Here is a 15116-nt window from a genome sequence, read left to right as displayed (position 1 = left end):
CCAGGTAACATACCCGGATGCACGAATCGGATCAGCCGGTCACCGGACCCGACCCGTCGAACCTCCCGACCACTCCCACTCCGCTCGCCGACTCCTCAGCCGGCTCGGAGCCGCCCGCGACCACAGGTTCCGGCCGTCGCGCCGCCGCGCGGCCCGCGAAAGCCGCAGGCCTGTCGGGTGTTGCGGCCGGGGTGCTCGCGACGATCCGGAAGCACCCGAAGACGTGGATGGCCGCAGCGGCCGCCGTCGTCTTCCTGCTGCTCGGAGGCGGCAGTGTTGCGCTCGGGGCCACCGTCGGCTCGCCGGCGGCCGCGGCGGGACCCGTCAGCAGCGCGACCCCCTCGCCGACTCGTACGGCGACCGCCACCCCCACACCCACCCCGACCGTCGACCCGGCGCGTCCCGTTCCGGCGAACCAGGCCGCCGCGACGCGCATCCGCACGTGTTCGGTCGCCGGTCTCGCGGCCGACGGCCGCCTCGGCAACCTCGAGGCGCAGGTCGTCAACGCCAAGACGGGTCAGACCCTGTTCGACCGCAACGGCGTGAAGCCCGGTCCGACCGCCTCGGTTCTCAAGACGCTCACCTCGGCCGCCGCCCTCGCGACTCTGGGACCGGACTACCGGGTCTCCACGACCGTGGTTGCGGGCAGCACGCCCGGCCAGGTCGTCATCGTCGGCGGCGGGGACGTGACCCTCTCCCGGCTGCCCGACGGCCAGGCGTCCTTCTACACCGGAGCGCCGAAGATCCAGGACCTCGCCAATCAGGTGAAGCAGGCTATGGGCGGCCAGCAGATCACCTCGATCGTGGTGGACGCGACCCTCTTCGGAGCTCCCTTCTGGCAGCCGAGCTGGGACGAGCGCGAGGAGCGCGTCGTCGAGGGTTCGACCCCGTACATGACGGCGCTCATGGTCGACGGCGACCGTGACGACCCGACCGCCGTCGAGTCGCCGCGCAGCACCGATCCGGTGGGTCGTGCCGTGCAGTACTTCCAGCAGTACCTCGGCACCAACGTCGGCGTGAGCCAGGGGGTCGCGCCGGCCGGTGCTCGCCAGCTGGGCGTCGTCCAGTCGCAGCCCGTCACGACACTGATCGATCAGGCGATGCGGGTCTCCGACAACACGATCATGGAGGAGCTCGCCCGCCTCGTCGCCATCAAGAACGGCGCGGGCAACACTTTCGACGCTCTGAACGCGGGCGTGCTCGCCGGGCTGAAGGGCTACGGGATCGACGCCTCCGGGATCCACATCGCCGACGGCTCCGGCCTCAGCGGCGACAACGCCGTTCCGCCGTCGTACCTGACGCAGTTGTTCATCAAGGTGCTCAACCGCCAGAACGGCCTCGGCGTCGTCTACGACGGACTGCCCGTGGCCGGCCAGTCGGGAACGCTCGGCCCCGGCTACAACCGGTTCACCGGAGCCAACTCCGTCGCGCGCGGCGCGGTGTTCGCCAAGACCGGCTGGATCGACAACGGGTACACCCTCTCGGGCATCATCAATGCGGCCGACGGCACACCCCTGACCTTCGCCGTGTTCGCGCTCGGACCGGTGAGCGACAACGCGAAACAGGCGATCGACACGCTCGTCACCGGCTTCTACAAGTGCGGTGACAACCTCTCCAACGGCTGAGCCGGCCGGCGCAGCGACGACCATCACCGGGAGGACGGGAATGGGCAAGGCGCTCTTCATCGTGGACGTGCAGAACGACTTCACCGAGGGAGGCGCGCTCGGCGTCGACGGAGGGGCCGCGGTCGCGGCGGGCGTCACCGCCTTCCTTCAGGAACACGCCGACGAGTACGAGGTGATCGTGGCCAGCCGCGACTGGCACGACGCCGACAACGACAACGGCGGCCATTTCGCGACCGACGACGAGCCGGATTTCGCGGAGAGCTGGCCGCGGCACTGCGTCGCGGGCACTCCCGGTGCCGAGTATCACCCGGCGTTCGACACCTCGCGCGTGACGTTGCACGTCCGCAAGGGCCAGGGCGTGCCGGCGTACTCGCTCTTCGAGGGCCGTACGGAGACCGGCGCGACCGTGCACGAGATCCTCGAGGAGCGCGGCATCCACACCATCGACGTGACGGGGATCGCGACCGACTACTGCGTTCGGGCGTCGGCTCTGGATGCGCTCGCCCACGGCCAGCACGTGCGCGTGCTGACCTCGCTGGTCGCCGGAGTGGCGGAGACGTCCTCGCAGGCGGCGCTCGCGGAGCTGGCGCACGCAGGGGCGGAACTGGTGGACTGACGCCCGCGGGCCTCCGCGTGGACGCTCGGCCGCATCCACGATAAGGTGATTGCTAGCTCATCTAGTAATCAGGAGGCGAAGTGTCGAAGGAAGCCCCCGAGCGGACCGCACCGGCCCGGGTGCCGGCGCGGTGGTTGCGCATCGTCGTGCCGACCGTGCTGGTGCTCATCTGGCTCGTACTCGCCGGTATCGGCGGTCCCACCTTCGGCAAGCTGTCCGGTGTCTCCAGCAACGACCAGGCGGCGTTCCTCCCGGCCAGCGCCGAGTCGACCGAGGTGCAGGACTGGCAGAAGCGCTTCACGGACTCCGGCTCCATCCCGGCGATCGTCGTCGTCGAGGCCGACGAGAGCATCCCGAAGAGCGAGCTGGGCACCACCTACGCCGACCTCGGCACGAAGCTGGGCGGAGTCGACGGAGTGGAGCCGGCACCCGAGGGGCAGACCACGAGCGTCGCCGGCCCCATCCCGTCCGAAGACGGGCGCGCTGTCGAGTACATCGTCCCGATCTCCGACTCCGACGAGCTGAAGACCGTGGTCGCCGACCTCCGCACGGTGGCAGACGACGCCGTGCCCGAGGGCGCCCAGGCATGGGTCACCGGTCCGGCCGGCCTCACCGCGGATCTGGTGAACGCCTTCGGGGGCATCGACGGCATCCTGCTGCTGGTCGCCGTAGCGGCCGTCTTCGTGATCCTCCTGCTCGTCTACCGAGCTTTGCTCCTGCCGTTCCTGGTGCTGCTGACCTCGGTCTTCGCCCTGTGCGCGGCGATCCTCATCGTCTACCTGTTCGCCCTCTGGGGATGGATCAAGCTGTCCGGCCAGAGCCAGGGCATCCTGTCGATCCTCGTCATCGGCGCTGCGACCGACTACTCGCTGCTTCTCGTCTCACGCTACCGGGAGGCGCTCGAGGTCGAGGAGTCGCGGTGGGTGGCCATCCTGCGCGCGTGGAAGGCGTCGTTCGAGCCGATCGTCGCCTCCGGTGCGACCGTGATCCTGGCTCTGCTGTGCCTGCTCTTCTCCGACCTGAACTCGAACAAGAGCCTCGGACCGATCGCGGCGATCGGCATCGTCTTCTCCCTGTTCTCGGCGCTGACCTTCCTCCCCGCCCTGCTCGCCGTGTTCGGGCGGGCGTCGTTCTGGCCGTTCCGGCCGGTCGTCGGCGGGCACGAGCACAAGCACGCCGACGGCACCACACTGACCGGCCTCGAAGGGGTTCGCGGCGTCTGGCGACGCGTCGGCGGCCTCATCGCCCGGCGCCCGCGCGTCACGTGGATCGTGTCGTTCGTCCTGCTCGTCGCGTGCGCCCTGGGGCTCACGCAGCTGAAGGCGAACGGCGTCCAGCAGACCGACGTCATCCTGTCGCAGTCCGATGCCGTCGACGGCCAGGCCGTGGTCGCCAAGCACTTCGACGCGGGTTCCGGTTCGCCGGTGCTCATCGTCGCGCCGGAGAGCGAAGCGGAGGCCGTGCTCACCGCGACCGAGAAGACGGACGGCATCGCCTCGGCCGCCTTCTACACCGGAGGAGGCCGGCCCCAGCCCGGCGCTCCGGCCGACCCCGTCGTGAAGGGCGGCCACGTGCTGATCCAGGCGACCCTCGCCTCCGAGCCCGACTCCGCTCAAGCCGAGAAGGTCGTGAAGGGACTCCGCGAATCGCTGTCGACCGACGGCTCGGTGCTCGTGGGCGGTGTCACCGCCATCGCGCTCGACACCAACGAGACGGCGCAGAGCGACCTGATCAGGATCATCCCGATCGTGCTCGCGGTGATCCTGCTCATTCTGATGCTGCTGCTCCGGTCGATCGTCGCGCCGGTGATCCTCATCGGCAGCGTCGTGCTGTCGTACGCGGCGGCGCTGGGCGTCTCGGCGCTCGTCTTCAACCATGTCTTCGGCTTCCCGGGGGCGGATGCGGCGGTGCCGTTGTTCGGGTTCGTCTTCTTGGTGGCGTTGGGTGTGGATTACAACATCTTCCTGATGACCCGGGTGCGGGAGGAGTCGCTGCGCATCGGAACGCGGCCCGGCATCCTGCGCGGTCTGGGGCTGACGGGCAGCGTCATCACGTCGGCCGGGATCGTGCTGGCTGCGACGTTCGCGGCGCTCGCCGTCATCCCGATCCTGTTCCTCGTGCAGATCGCGTTCATCGTCGCGTTCGGTGTGCTCCTCGACACGGTGGTGGTGCGCTCCCTGCTGGTCCCGGCCGTGTCGTACGACATCGGCCGCGCCATCTGGTGGCCGTCGAAGCTCTCGCGTAGCAAGATGCATAGTGAGAGGGCCGAAGTCTCGTCCTGATCGGACAGTCTGACCAGCTCGCACTGTGCGTGTTGCTCGATCGTGGGCGGTGCGCGAAAGTGGCGTCATGACCATGACCACCACCGAGCGCGCCGCCGCGGCGCGCCCCGACGACGCAGCGCTGCTCCGGCGGCTGTACCGGACGATGGCGACCGTCCGGCGCCTCGACCTCGACGGGGTCGCGATGCAGCGCCAGGGCATCATCCCCGGCTACGCCCCGATGCGCGGTCAGGAGGCCGCCCAGGTGGGCAGCGCCGCCGCACTCGACCTCACCCGCGACTTCGCCTTCCCGACCTACCGTGAGCTCGGCGTCGCGGTCGCCATGGGCGTCGACCCGGTGGCGTACCTGGCATCGCACCAGGGCGCCTGGCACGGCGGACTCTGGGATGCGGCTACCGCACGGCTCGCCCCGATCAACGCCGTGGTCGGCGGCGCCGTCACCCACGCCGTCGGCTGGGGGCTCGGCGCGAAGCTCGACCGCACCGGGGGAGTGGCGATCGCCTACTTCGGCGACGGCGCCAGCTCGCAGGGCGACATCCACGAGGCCATGAACACCGCGGCCGTCTCGCAGCTCCCCGTCGTGTTCTTCTGCCAGAACAACGGCTGGGCCATCTCCGTGCCCACCGAGCAGCAGGTCGCCGGCGGGTCCGTCGCTGCGCGCGGGGCCGGATACGGGATGCCGGGCGTGCGCATCGACGGAAACGACGTCCTCGCCGTCTACGACGCGACCACCGAGGCCCTCGAGCGCGCCCGTACCGGCGGTGGACCGACCATCATCGAGGCGATGACCTACCGCATGGGCCCGCACTCCACGTCCGACGACCCCGGTCGTTACCGCACCCTCGACGAGGAGCAGAGCTGGCTCGCGCGCGACCCGCTCGCCCTCTGTGAGCAGCAACTGCGCCAGACCGGGACCGTCGGAGACGAGTTCTTCGCCGAGGTCGCCGACACCGCCGGCGCCCTCGCCGACCGGGTGCGCGACGACGTCGCCGCCCTCGGCGGACGCCCCGCCGAGGAGATGTTCGACTTCGTCTTCTCCGACCCGCCCGCCGCCCTCCTCGGGCAGCGCCGAGCCTGGGAGGAGTCTCGCCTTGGCTGAGCTCAGCACGATGCAGCGCGCCCTGAACCGCGCTCTCGACGACGCGCTCGCCGCCGACGACCGCACCCTCGTCTTCGGTGAGGACGTCGGAACCCTCGGCGGCGTCTTCCGGGTCACGGACGGCCTGAAGGCCAAGTACGGCGGCGACCGCGTCTTCGACACCACGCTCGCCGAGTCCGGGATCATGGGCATGGCGGTCGGGCTCGCGATGGCCGGATGGCGGCCGGTGCCGGAGATCCAGTTCGACGGCTTCTCCTATCCCGCCGTCGACCAGATCGTGAACCAGGTGGCGCGTATGCACTACCGCAGCCGCGGCGCGTTCGGGATGCCGATCACGCTGAGACTGCCGAGCTTCGGCGGCATCCGCGCGCCCGAGCACCACGGCGAAAGTCTGGAGGCGCTGTTCGCGCACGTCCCCGGCCTGAAGGTCGTGGCGCCCTCGACGCCGGCTGAGGCCTACACGCTGCTGCGGCAGTCGATCGACGACCCGGACCCGGTCATCTTCCTCGAACCGAAGTCGCGCTACTGGCACAAGGAGCCGGTCTCGCTGGACGAGCCGGAGGAGCGCCTGCCCGTCGGGACCTCTCGCGTGGTCCGGCCCGGCAAGCACGTCACCCTCGTCGCCTGGGGCGCGATGGTCGCCCGCTGCCTGCAGGCAGCGGAGCTCGGCGCCGAGGACGGCGTGGAGATCGAGGTCGTCGACCTACGCTGGCTCAAGCCGATCGACGCCGACGGGCTCGCCGCCTCCGTCGCACGGACCCGCCGAGCCGTCGTCGTGCACGAGGCGCCGCTCACCGCCGGGCTCGGCGCCGAGGTGAGCACCCTCATCACCGAGCGCTGCTTCGACGACCTGAAGGCGCCCGTCCAGCGCGTCACCGGGTGGGACGTCCCCTATCCGTCGCCGGTGCTGGAGGATGAGTACCTGCCGTCCATCGACCGCATCCTGGACGCCGTCCAGAAGACCCTGGAGTACCGCCGTGGCTGAACGAACCTTCGACCTCCCCGACCTGGGTGAGGGCCTGCAGGAGGCGACCGTGCTGGAGTGGCTGGTCGCCGAGGGCGACCACGTCGAGCGCAACGCGCCCCTCGTCGAGGTCGAGACGACCAAATCGGCCGTCGAGCTGCCGTCCCCGCAGTCCGGCGTGGTCGCGCGCTTCCACGTCGCCGAGGGCGAGGCGCTCGAGGTGGGCGCCCCTCTCGTGACGTTCACCGTCGAGGACGACCAGGCCGGCATCGTCGGCACCGTCCCGACGGAGGAGGCCCCGCGCCGCCGCGTTCGCCTCTCGCTGCCGGAGGACTGACCCGGGATGCGCATCCACGTCGACAGGCACCCGGGCGACGACCCCGTGCTGCTGGTCCACGGCTTCGCGTCGACCGGCTCGCTCACCTGGGACGCGACCGGCTGGATCCGTGCGCTCGCCGAGGCGGGTCGCGGCGCGATCGTCCCGGACCTCCGCGGTCACGGCGCCAGCGAGGCGCCGCACGACGCCGACGCGTACTCGCCCGACATCCTCGCCCGCGACCTCCTGGCCGTCCTCGACGAGCAGGATGTCGAACGCGTGGATGTGATGGGCTACTCGATGGGCAGCTGGGTGTCGCTCGCGCTCGCCGCACTCGCGCCCGATCGCGTCCGCCGGCTCGTGATCGGCGGCGTCGGCACGGTCGAGCAGTTCGGTCACTGGGGCGTCTCGGCGGTGCAGTCCGCCCTCCGTGACGACGCCTCCGCCCTCGACCCCGCCAGCCCGCTGGCGCCACTGCTCGCATCGCTGCGCCAGGCTCCGGGCGTCGATCGCGAGGCGCTCGCGGCCTGTGCCGCCGGCATGGCCGCGCATCCGCTCCCGCTGGCGAGCTCCGTGCCCACGATGCTCGTCGTCGGCGATGCGGATCCGGTGGCGGACGGTGCCGACGAGGCCGCGCGTCTGTTGAGCGCCGAGCTCGTCGTGCTGCCGCGTCGCAACCACGTCACCACGCTGAGCGCCCGCGGCTTCAAGCAGGCTGCTCTGCCCTTCCTGGGAGCTTCGGTCAGCGTGCCGTAATCTTCTATCTGATATTCGCGTCATGAACGCGAACGAGGTGCGTCGTACTTAGTGTGCGGCGCATTTCTCATCTCCCCTCCGCAGCTTCCCGGCTGCTTCTCTCCGTCCTCGCCACGGCGCTGCTCTGCGCCGGGCTGACGCTGGCTGCTGCGCCGCTCGCGGCCACGGCAATCACATCCGCGGCGGCGCCATGTCCCGCCACGGCGGACGTCTCCGCCTGCGACGCCGATCGCGACACCGTCCCGGACACCGTGGAACGGGCCGTCTGCGGATCCGCCACCTGCGCATCCGGTCGTGAGGACCGCGACGATGACGGCGTCCCCGACTGGGTCGAGGTCATGGCGTGCGGCACGACCGCGTGCGCATCCCCGACGAAGGACTCCGTCGGCGATGGCATCCCGGACTTCGCCCGCCAGATCGTGTGCGGGTCTTCAACGTGCTACACGGGCAACGCCGACCTCAACGGCAACGGAGTTCCGCGCTGGGCGTCGGTCGTCATCTGCGGTACGACCGCGTGCGCGACCGGGCATGAGGACTACGACGCCGACGGTGTGTCCGACGCGATCGAGCTGGCCGCCTGTGTGATCGGAAGAGACGGTCTGGCCAGCACGGGGGCGACCATCGCGATCTGGCTGATCGCCGCACTTGCCGCCGGGCTGATCGCCACGGGGCTGGTTCTGGCGCGCAAGCGTCACCTGTTCGCCGCCGCCGTTCGCACGGACGCGGTCGTCTGATGCGCGCAACCATCCTGCGCGGCCTCGTGGCCGCGACGGCGATCACCGCGCTGACCGTCAGCGGCACGGCGACCCCCGCAGAGGCGTCGCCTTGGGAGACGGCGCGGCGTACCGCCGCCGCGACGCTCGCCGAGGTCCGCGCTGCGGCGACGGAATCCGCGGTCCGTATCGCGGCCGCGACGCAGCCGCCGGCGCCCGAGACCGAGGGCACCGTCCGACCGGACGCAGAAGTGACGATCTCCGCAAAGGACGCGGGTGTCTCGGCCACGTTCTCCGGCAACGATCTGCCCGGAGAACTGTCCGTCTCCGTCGGCGCGGCCGCACGAGACGCCCTCGTGTCCGCGCGGGCGGAGCAGCCAGGAGGCGGAATCCCGGTCTCCGAGCCGGTTCAGATCAGCGCGACCGACGCGGCGGGTGAACCCCACACCGCTTTCCCGGCCAAGCGCGTTCACACTCGTGGCGGTGGGAAGAAAGGCCCGATCGTCTCCGACATCGTCCCCGGAGTCGCGCTCTCCATCGCACCGGACACGGATGCGATCGAGGCGCAGGGCGTCGACCCGTCGAGCTTGAAGATCTACACCCGTGAGAAGGCGGGCGAGCCCTGGGCGGCCCTGCCGTCGTACTACGACGAGAAGAAGGGTGTGGTGCGAGGGGAGTCCACGCACCTCTCGCAGTTCGTCGTCATCGGCATCAAGTTCGTCCCGCCGCCGGGCCCGGTCGTCGTTCTCGACCCGGACAATGATGAGGGCCATGTGACGACGCCGGCGCCGCCCGTCTCAGAGCTCGGATACAACATCCGGCTGGCCCAGCAGGTGGCAGCGCTTCTGCGGCAGGACTGCCGCGCCTCGGTCGTGATCACCCGTGAAGATCCGTCCGTCCCGTTCATCAGCCGGGAGACGCGAGCCGGCATGATCACGGCGTCGAGCCCGGTTGCGACGTTGGGCATCGGCTTCAACACTCTCGACGGCGAATCGTGGGGTGGCGCCGATCCCGCGCTGGGCGGCTCTCAGGTCTACTCGCGCGGAAGGGCTCCTGACGACGCGCTGTCGAACTCGCTTGTCGGGAACCTGCCCACCTATACGACGCGACCGGCGAAGAACATGGGGAACAACGGCAACTTCCCCGGCAGCGAGTTCGACGGCGTGCCCGGGGCGTTCACGCATCTCGAAGCCCTGTTCCTCGACAACAACCTCGACCGCGCGATGGCGGATGCCGGCTTCTCCTACATCGCAAGCGGAGTGCTCACCGGCTTGGGTAAATGGCTCGAGACGCAGGGCTTCGACTGCACCGACCCCGTCACCGGCGGCTGGCCCGCGCCGCCGACGGCCGCGGAGATCGCCCGCTGGCGCATGCTCGGACTGCAGAACTACCTCACCTACGGCGGCGAACCGTTCTCCTTCTCCACCGGCAATCTCGTGGAGCAGGAGAAGCTCTTCTCCTTGCCCGGGCTCGGCGGATCCACCACCGAACTGACTCTCTTCTACAACTCGCAGGACGGCCGGCTCTCCCGCGTCGGGGCGGGATGGTCGTTCGGTCTGGGCGCGCGAGCCCAACGGTTCAGCGACGGCAGCGTGATGGTGGTCCGGGGCGACGGAGCGAGCTTCGTCTTCGCGCCGGACGGCCACGGAGGCTACTCCGCGGAACCGGGGTTGCATCAGACACTTTCCGAACAACCCGGCGGACACCTGCAGCTGAAGGATGTCTCCGGCGAGTCGTGGGTTTTCGATGCCGGCGACATCGAGGGCATCGGCGAGTTGATCTCTCACACGGACGCGAGCGGGAACACCACCGCGCTGAGCTATGGCCCTGCGAATCCCGAGGTGCACCAGTTCGCGCCGCTGAGCTCGATCACCGTCCCCGGAGGCCAGGTGATTCAGGTCGAATCGGATGCCGTCGGTCGCGTGGCGGCCTTCGTCCGACCCGGCGGAGACCGGTGGTCGCTGTCGTACGACGCGGCGGGTGACCTCACCACCGTGACTCTCCCGGACGGGCGGACGCATCGCTTCGGCTACGACGCCACGCATCAGCTGGTGACGGCGATCGATGCGACAGGCACGCAGTATCTGAAGAACGAGTACGACTCCGCCGGCAGGATCACCAAACAGTGGGATGCAGCGGGGAAGCTCCGGACGCTCGACTACTCCACCCCGGGCCAGACGACCTATACCGACACCCTCGGACGGGTCAGCGTCTACTCCTTCGACGCTTCGTTCCGGGTGACGAAGGTGAAGCATCCTGACGGCTCGACGGCATCGTTCCGCTTCGACGGCCAGAACAACGTCACGCGTTCGACGGACGAGAACGCGCACACCACGACGTACACGTACGACGGTTCCGGCAACATCCTGACCGAGACCGCCCCCAACGGCCGAGTGACCACGTACACCTACACACCCTCGGGTCGTGTCGCGACGAAGACGGACCCCGGCGGCGCGAAGGGTGCCGCCCGGACGTGGGCATACGAATACGACGGGGCCGGTCGCCTCACGGCGATCCATCAGCCCGATGGAACCACCGTCACGAACCGGTACGACGCGAGCGGCAACCTCGTCTCCGTCACGCAGCCGTCGGGCGCCGCGACGACCTACGGCCACGACGCGTCGGGCAACGTCACGACGGTCACCGACCCAACCGGAGCCATCACCCGCTACGCGTACGACGGTGCCGGCCGCATCACCTCCGTGACGGACCCGAACGGCCAGGCGACCGCCTACGGGTGGGACAGCGGCGACCGGCTGACGCAGGTAAGCGACGCCGCAGGCGGCGTGACCGCCTACAGCTACGAGCCGAACGATCACGTCGCCGCGGTCACCGATCCCCTCGGAGCGAAGAGCACGTTCGCGTGGGACGCGCTCTTCCATCTCACGTCGTCGACCAGCCCGGGCGGAGGGTCGATCGCCTATTCATACGATTCCGAGGACTCTCTGCTGGGCCAGAAGGATCCCCTCGGGGCCGCAACGACGTACGCGACAGACGGCCAGGACCGGGTGACCACGACGACCGATGCCAACGGCGGGACCTGGACCCGGGCATACGACGGCGTAGGGAACGTGACGTCGGTCACGTCACCGAGCGGCGCGACGACCACCTACCGGTACGACGCCATGGGCAACCTCACCGAGCAGAAGGACGCGACCGGCGCGACAACGCGCTACGGCTACGACGCTGTCGGCCGAATGGTTCAGCAGGTCGATCCGGACGGCGTCCGGACCCGTTACACGTACGACGTGCTGGATCGGGTCACCCGGATCACGGACGGCTTGGGCAAGCACACGGACTACGGGTATGACGTGGATGGCAACCTCACGTCGGTGACGAACCGCAATGGTCATGCCACGGTCTTCGCTTACGACGCGGCCGGTCGCGTCACCGCATCCACGTCGCCCCTCGGCGAGACCACCTCTTTCGCGTACGACCCGGCGGGAAACCTGACCACGACCACCGATCCGCTGGGCCGGATCTCGAGCACCGCCTACACGCCGACGGGCCAGGTCGCGTCCACGACCGACCCTGCAGGCAACGTCACGACCTACGACTACGACGCCGCCGGGCAGCCGACGTCGGTGACCGATCCCAACGGTCACACGACGCGGTTCGCGTTCGATGCAGACGGCAGGCAGATATCGGTGACCGACCCGACCGGCGCCGTCACCTCATACGGCTACGATGCCGCCGGCCAGCAGACCTCGGTGTCGACGCCGAATGGCAGCACGACGCGCTACAGCTACGACCCCAAGGGCCAACTGACCGCGGTGGTCGAGGCCTACTCGAAGGGCGGGAAGACCACTCCGACCGCGAACGTCACAACCGGCTACGCGTATGACCCCGACGGCAATCTGGCCCGAGTCACCGATCCGAACGGTCATGCCACCACGTACACGGTGGATGCCGCCGGCCGGGTCACGAGTGAGCGCAACGCCGTCGGCAACACGACCAGGACCACCTACACCGCGGCGGGCCGGACGGCGTCGGTCGTCGCCGGGACCGGCGCGACGACGGCGTACAGCTACGACCGTCGCGGAAGCGTGACACGGCAGGACGCGGCCGGCGCCGTAGCGACCTTCGAATACGACGCCGAGCAGAATCTCATCGCGGTGAAGGACCCGGGTGGCGTCACCGGCTTCGTCTACGACGAGGACGGGCGCACGACGACGCAGGTGGACCAGCAGGGCGGCAGGCTGTCGACCGCTTACGACAAGGCAGGTCAGACCACTCAGGTGACGCTGCCCACGGGCCAGAAGCTCGCGTACACCTACGACCAGGCGGGCAACGCGACGTCGCAATCGTCGCCGTGGGGCTCCCTGTCCTACCGGTGGGATGCGGCAGGGCTTCTGACGGAGCAGACACGCTCGACGGGCGTGACCAGTCGGTACGCCTATGACGCCGCCGACCGGGTGACCGGGATCACCCACACGACACCGCAGCCGGCAAAACCGTCCACGCCGTCGCCGACTCCGACCGCCGCGCCCTATGCGAAGGGTGATGCATCCGCAACGAAGTGCACGGGCGTCGCGGGCTACCTCGGTGCGCGCGCCCGGTCGACGAGCTCGGCCCCGCTCTGTGAGAGCACCGACGCCTACCTGAACGGTCGGGCGGTGCCCGCTCCCGCACATCCGGTGGCTGACGGCGGCTCGCTCTCGTACGGGTACACCTACGACGGAAACGGCAACGTTGTCGCGGCATCGCGGTCGATCCAGTCGGCGCCGAACCAGTTGGCGGAGGCCGGCTCCGACGTGCCGGTGAAGCCGGTCTCGGTGAAGAAGTCGACGGTGACCTATGCGTATGACTCGTTGGACCGGCTGACTGCGTCCAGGTCGTCGTCGGGTGAGAAGAACACGTACGCGTACGATCCGGCTGGGAATCGCACCGGGTGGTCGCGCTCGGGCGCGAAGGATGGCGATTTCCGTCAGCAGGCGACGTTCAATGACGCCAACCAACTGACCCAATCCGAGACGGCCGGCCGCGGTCGGGGCGTCGCGGCGGGGATCGCGTCGTACTCCTACGACGGCGCCGGCAACCGTGTCTCGCAGTCGGTGGGCGGAACCGCGACCCGATTCGGCTACAACCCGGCCGGCCAGACCACGCAGGTGAGCCGGGAGGGCCGGACCACCTCGTACGGCTACGACGGTCTGGGTCGCCGCACCACGGCGACGGAGCAGACTCGGTACGGCACCTCCACCACGCGTACGAGCTTCGACGGCCTGGATCCCGTGCAGTCGACCACGACTGGTGCCGGCACGACGACGCTGATCCGGGACGCGGTGGGTGCGTTGGCCGAGCATGTCACCGCGAACGGGGAGGCGACGTGGGATCTGCTGGACCGGCTGGGTTCCACCGTCGCCGGTGCGACCGGTGCCTCGATCACTCAATTGTCGTCCTACGACGACTGGGGTTCCCAGCAGTTCGAAACCACCGGCTGGTCCGCCCCGGAGAACTTCACCGGTGAAACCACCGACCCCACCCAGGGCCTGAACCACTACTACGCGCGCGCCTACGACCCGTCGGCCGCCGCCTGGACAAGCCAGGACCCGTGGCGGGGAACCACGGATGAGCCGCGGTCGCAGCACCGATACGGGTACGCCTGGAACAACCCGACCAGCAATCTCGACATCGACGGCAACCTCTGCGCACGCGTCAACCCGAAATCCGACGCCCTCCCCGTGGGTTGTGGTGCGACCCCCGTGCAGGCGCACACCAACGTCGCAGACCGCTCCAAACCACCCGTCGCACCGCAGTACCCCCGCGAGACCCCAAAGGTGGAGAAGCCGAAGGCGGTCGGGCCCAACTCGCAGAACAACATCCAGGATCGGCATGACGTAGATTGGAAAGCGGTTGTCTCCAACGTCCTTGGGATCGTCGGGTTTGTTGCGGGCATCCTTGGATACGCGCCCGGTCCAGTCGGCCTAATTGCGAAGGTTGTCGGCGCAATTGCAGGCGCAGTTTCCGCCTTCTTGGCGTGCACGCCGACCATCAATGCGTCGTGCATACTCAACATCATTGGCGCTGCTGTGGCGGGCGCGGGATTTGGTCTCGGTGTCGCTGTCGCGGTCAAGAAGGCGTTGGGGCAGTTGGTTCCAATATTGCTTCAAGCCTTCGACGGCGGGATGAGCGCGCTTGGCAATTCGACCGACCTATTCAACCTGATAACGGGAATGGGTTGCACCATCGAGCCCGGGAGATGTAAGCACTGATGGACTTCGCCTCGATAATCCTCTGGAACAAGAGCAAGCTGAACGGCGCACGGTGGGAATCCTGCATCCTGACTCTCGAAGCGGGGATGCTCGAGCTGCGAAACGATCGCGGCCTTGTATTCCGATCTCCGGCATCCCGCGTCACTTGCAGGTTCACGGTGCTGGGCTCGCTTGTGATCACCCTTCTCGGAGCCGAAGAGCCCTACGTACTGTCCGTCTATGGCAACTGGACCACGCCTCTCCCGACTGAGCGTCAGCTGGACCACTTGCGTCAGATTCAGGAGCGCCTGCACATCGCGCAGGTCCGCGGTTCAGTGATGACGGGATGGCACCGTGCCCTGACGTTGAACGGCGGTGAGGTGGTTGGGCGGAAAGGCAACGGCCTGGCATTCGTGATTGCTATCTGCCTGATCTCGATAGGCGCGTCGCTTGCGTTCATTGTTGCCGCAATCGTCGGCGCCATCTAAGTGGGGTTGCAGACGTGTGGCGCTGCCAGCCCTGCCGATGCGGCCTTCAGCACTTTCAATGGCTTC

The 15116-nt window shown here is 69.0% G+C and carries 10 protein-coding genes; all 10 read left to right on the top strand.

The features are described from left to right. Positions 1-17: 17 nt before the first annotated feature. The 10 genes from BLR91_RS13600 to BLR91_RS13555 all read left to right on the top strand — a co-directional run bounded on the left by BLR91_RS13600 (position 18) and on the right by BLR91_RS13555 (position 15050). Entirely contained in the window at positions 18-1625 is a 1608-nt protein-coding gene (locus BLR91_RS13600; RefSeq protein ID WP_089874696.1) for a D-alanyl-D-alanine carboxypeptidase/D-alanyl-D-alanine-endopeptidase, read from the top strand. A 40-nt stretch (positions 1626-1665) separates the two neighbouring features. Then, complete coding sequence (locus BLR91_RS13595) at positions 1666-2241, top strand: isochorismatase family protein (protein ID WP_089874697.1); 576 nt, start codon at positions 1666-1668, stop codon at positions 2239-2241. 80 nt (positions 2242-2321) lie between these two features. Then, entirely contained in the window at positions 2322-4523 is a 2202-nt protein-coding gene (locus BLR91_RS13590; protein ID WP_089874699.1) for an MMPL family transporter, read from the top strand. 67 nt (positions 4524-4590) lie between these two features. Continuing rightward, a complete protein-coding gene (locus BLR91_RS13585; protein WP_089874701.1) occupies positions 4591-5622 on the top strand; it encodes a thiamine pyrophosphate-dependent enzyme in 1032 nt (343 codons plus the stop codon). A gap of 10 nt (positions 5623-5632) precedes the next feature. Beyond that, entirely contained in the window at positions 5633-6607 is a 975-nt protein-coding gene (locus BLR91_RS13580) for an alpha-ketoacid dehydrogenase subunit beta (RefSeq protein ID WP_196802835.1), read from the top strand. Next, positions 6600-6923: a biotin/lipoyl-containing protein gene (locus BLR91_RS13575; protein ID WP_018189959.1), complete on the top strand. Its 324-nt coding sequence runs from the start codon at positions 6600-6602 to the stop codon at positions 6921-6923. Before BLR91_RS13580 ends, BLR91_RS13575 begins: the two co-directional genes overlap by 8 nt. A 6-nt stretch (positions 6924-6929) precedes the next feature. Next, positions 6930-7658: an alpha/beta fold hydrolase gene (locus BLR91_RS13570; RefSeq protein ID WP_089874703.1), complete on the top strand. Its 729-nt coding sequence runs from the start codon at positions 6930-6932 to the stop codon at positions 7656-7658. 53 nt (positions 7659-7711) lie between these two features. After that, positions 7712-8392 carry a hypothetical protein gene (locus tag BLR91_RS20340; RefSeq protein WP_231918919.1) on the top strand — a complete coding sequence of 227 codons (681 nt, stop codon included), beginning with the start codon at positions 7712-7714 and terminating at the stop codon, positions 8390-8392. Then, a complete protein-coding gene (locus BLR91_RS13560) occupies positions 8392-14583 on the top strand; it encodes an RHS repeat-associated core domain-containing protein (protein ID WP_231918918.1) in 6192 nt (2063 codons plus the stop codon). The genes BLR91_RS20340 and BLR91_RS13560 overlap by 1 nt, the downstream gene beginning before the upstream one ends. Continuing rightward, a complete protein-coding gene (locus BLR91_RS13555; RefSeq protein WP_089874705.1) occupies positions 14583-15050 on the top strand; it encodes a hypothetical protein in 468 nt (155 codons plus the stop codon). The genes BLR91_RS13560 and BLR91_RS13555 overlap by 1 nt, the downstream gene beginning before the upstream one ends. Positions 15051-15116: the final 66 nt, after the last annotated feature.

This window comes from Leifsonia sp. 466MF (genome assembly GCF_900100265.1).
Taxonomy (GTDB): Bacteria; Actinomycetota; Actinomycetes; order Actinomycetales; family Microbacteriaceae; genus Leifsonia.
The sequence above is the reverse complement of the archived record's forward strand: the minus strand, read 5'-3'. Positions and strand labels throughout refer to the sequence as shown.

Bases quoted from the DNA above. Each gene is read 5' to 3' on its own strand.
- BLR91_RS13600 (WP_089874696.1), top strand. From the start codon at position 18: ATGCACGAATCGGATCAGCCGGTCACCGGACCCGACCCGTCGAACCTC.
- BLR91_RS13595 (WP_089874697.1), top strand. From the start codon at position 1,666: ATGGGCAAGGCGCTCTTCATCGTGGACGTGCAGAACGACTTCACCGAG.
- BLR91_RS13585 (WP_089874701.1), top strand. From the start codon at position 4,591: ATGACCATGACCACCACCGAGCGCGCCGCCGCGGCGCGCCCCGACGAC.
- BLR91_RS13580 (WP_196802835.1), top strand. From the start codon at position 5,633: ATGCAGCGCGCCCTGAACCGCGCTCTCGACGACGCGCTCGCCGCCGAC.
- BLR91_RS13570 (WP_089874703.1), top strand. From the start codon at position 6,930: ATGCGCATCCACGTCGACAGGCACCCGGGCGACGACCCCGTGCTGCTG.
- BLR91_RS13560 (WP_231918918.1), top strand. From the start codon at position 8,392: ATGCGCGCAACCATCCTGCGCGGCCTCGTGGCCGCGACGGCGATCACC.
- BLR91_RS13555 (WP_089874705.1), top strand. From the start codon at position 14,583: ATGGACTTCGCCTCGATAATCCTCTGGAACAAGAGCAAGCTGAACGGC.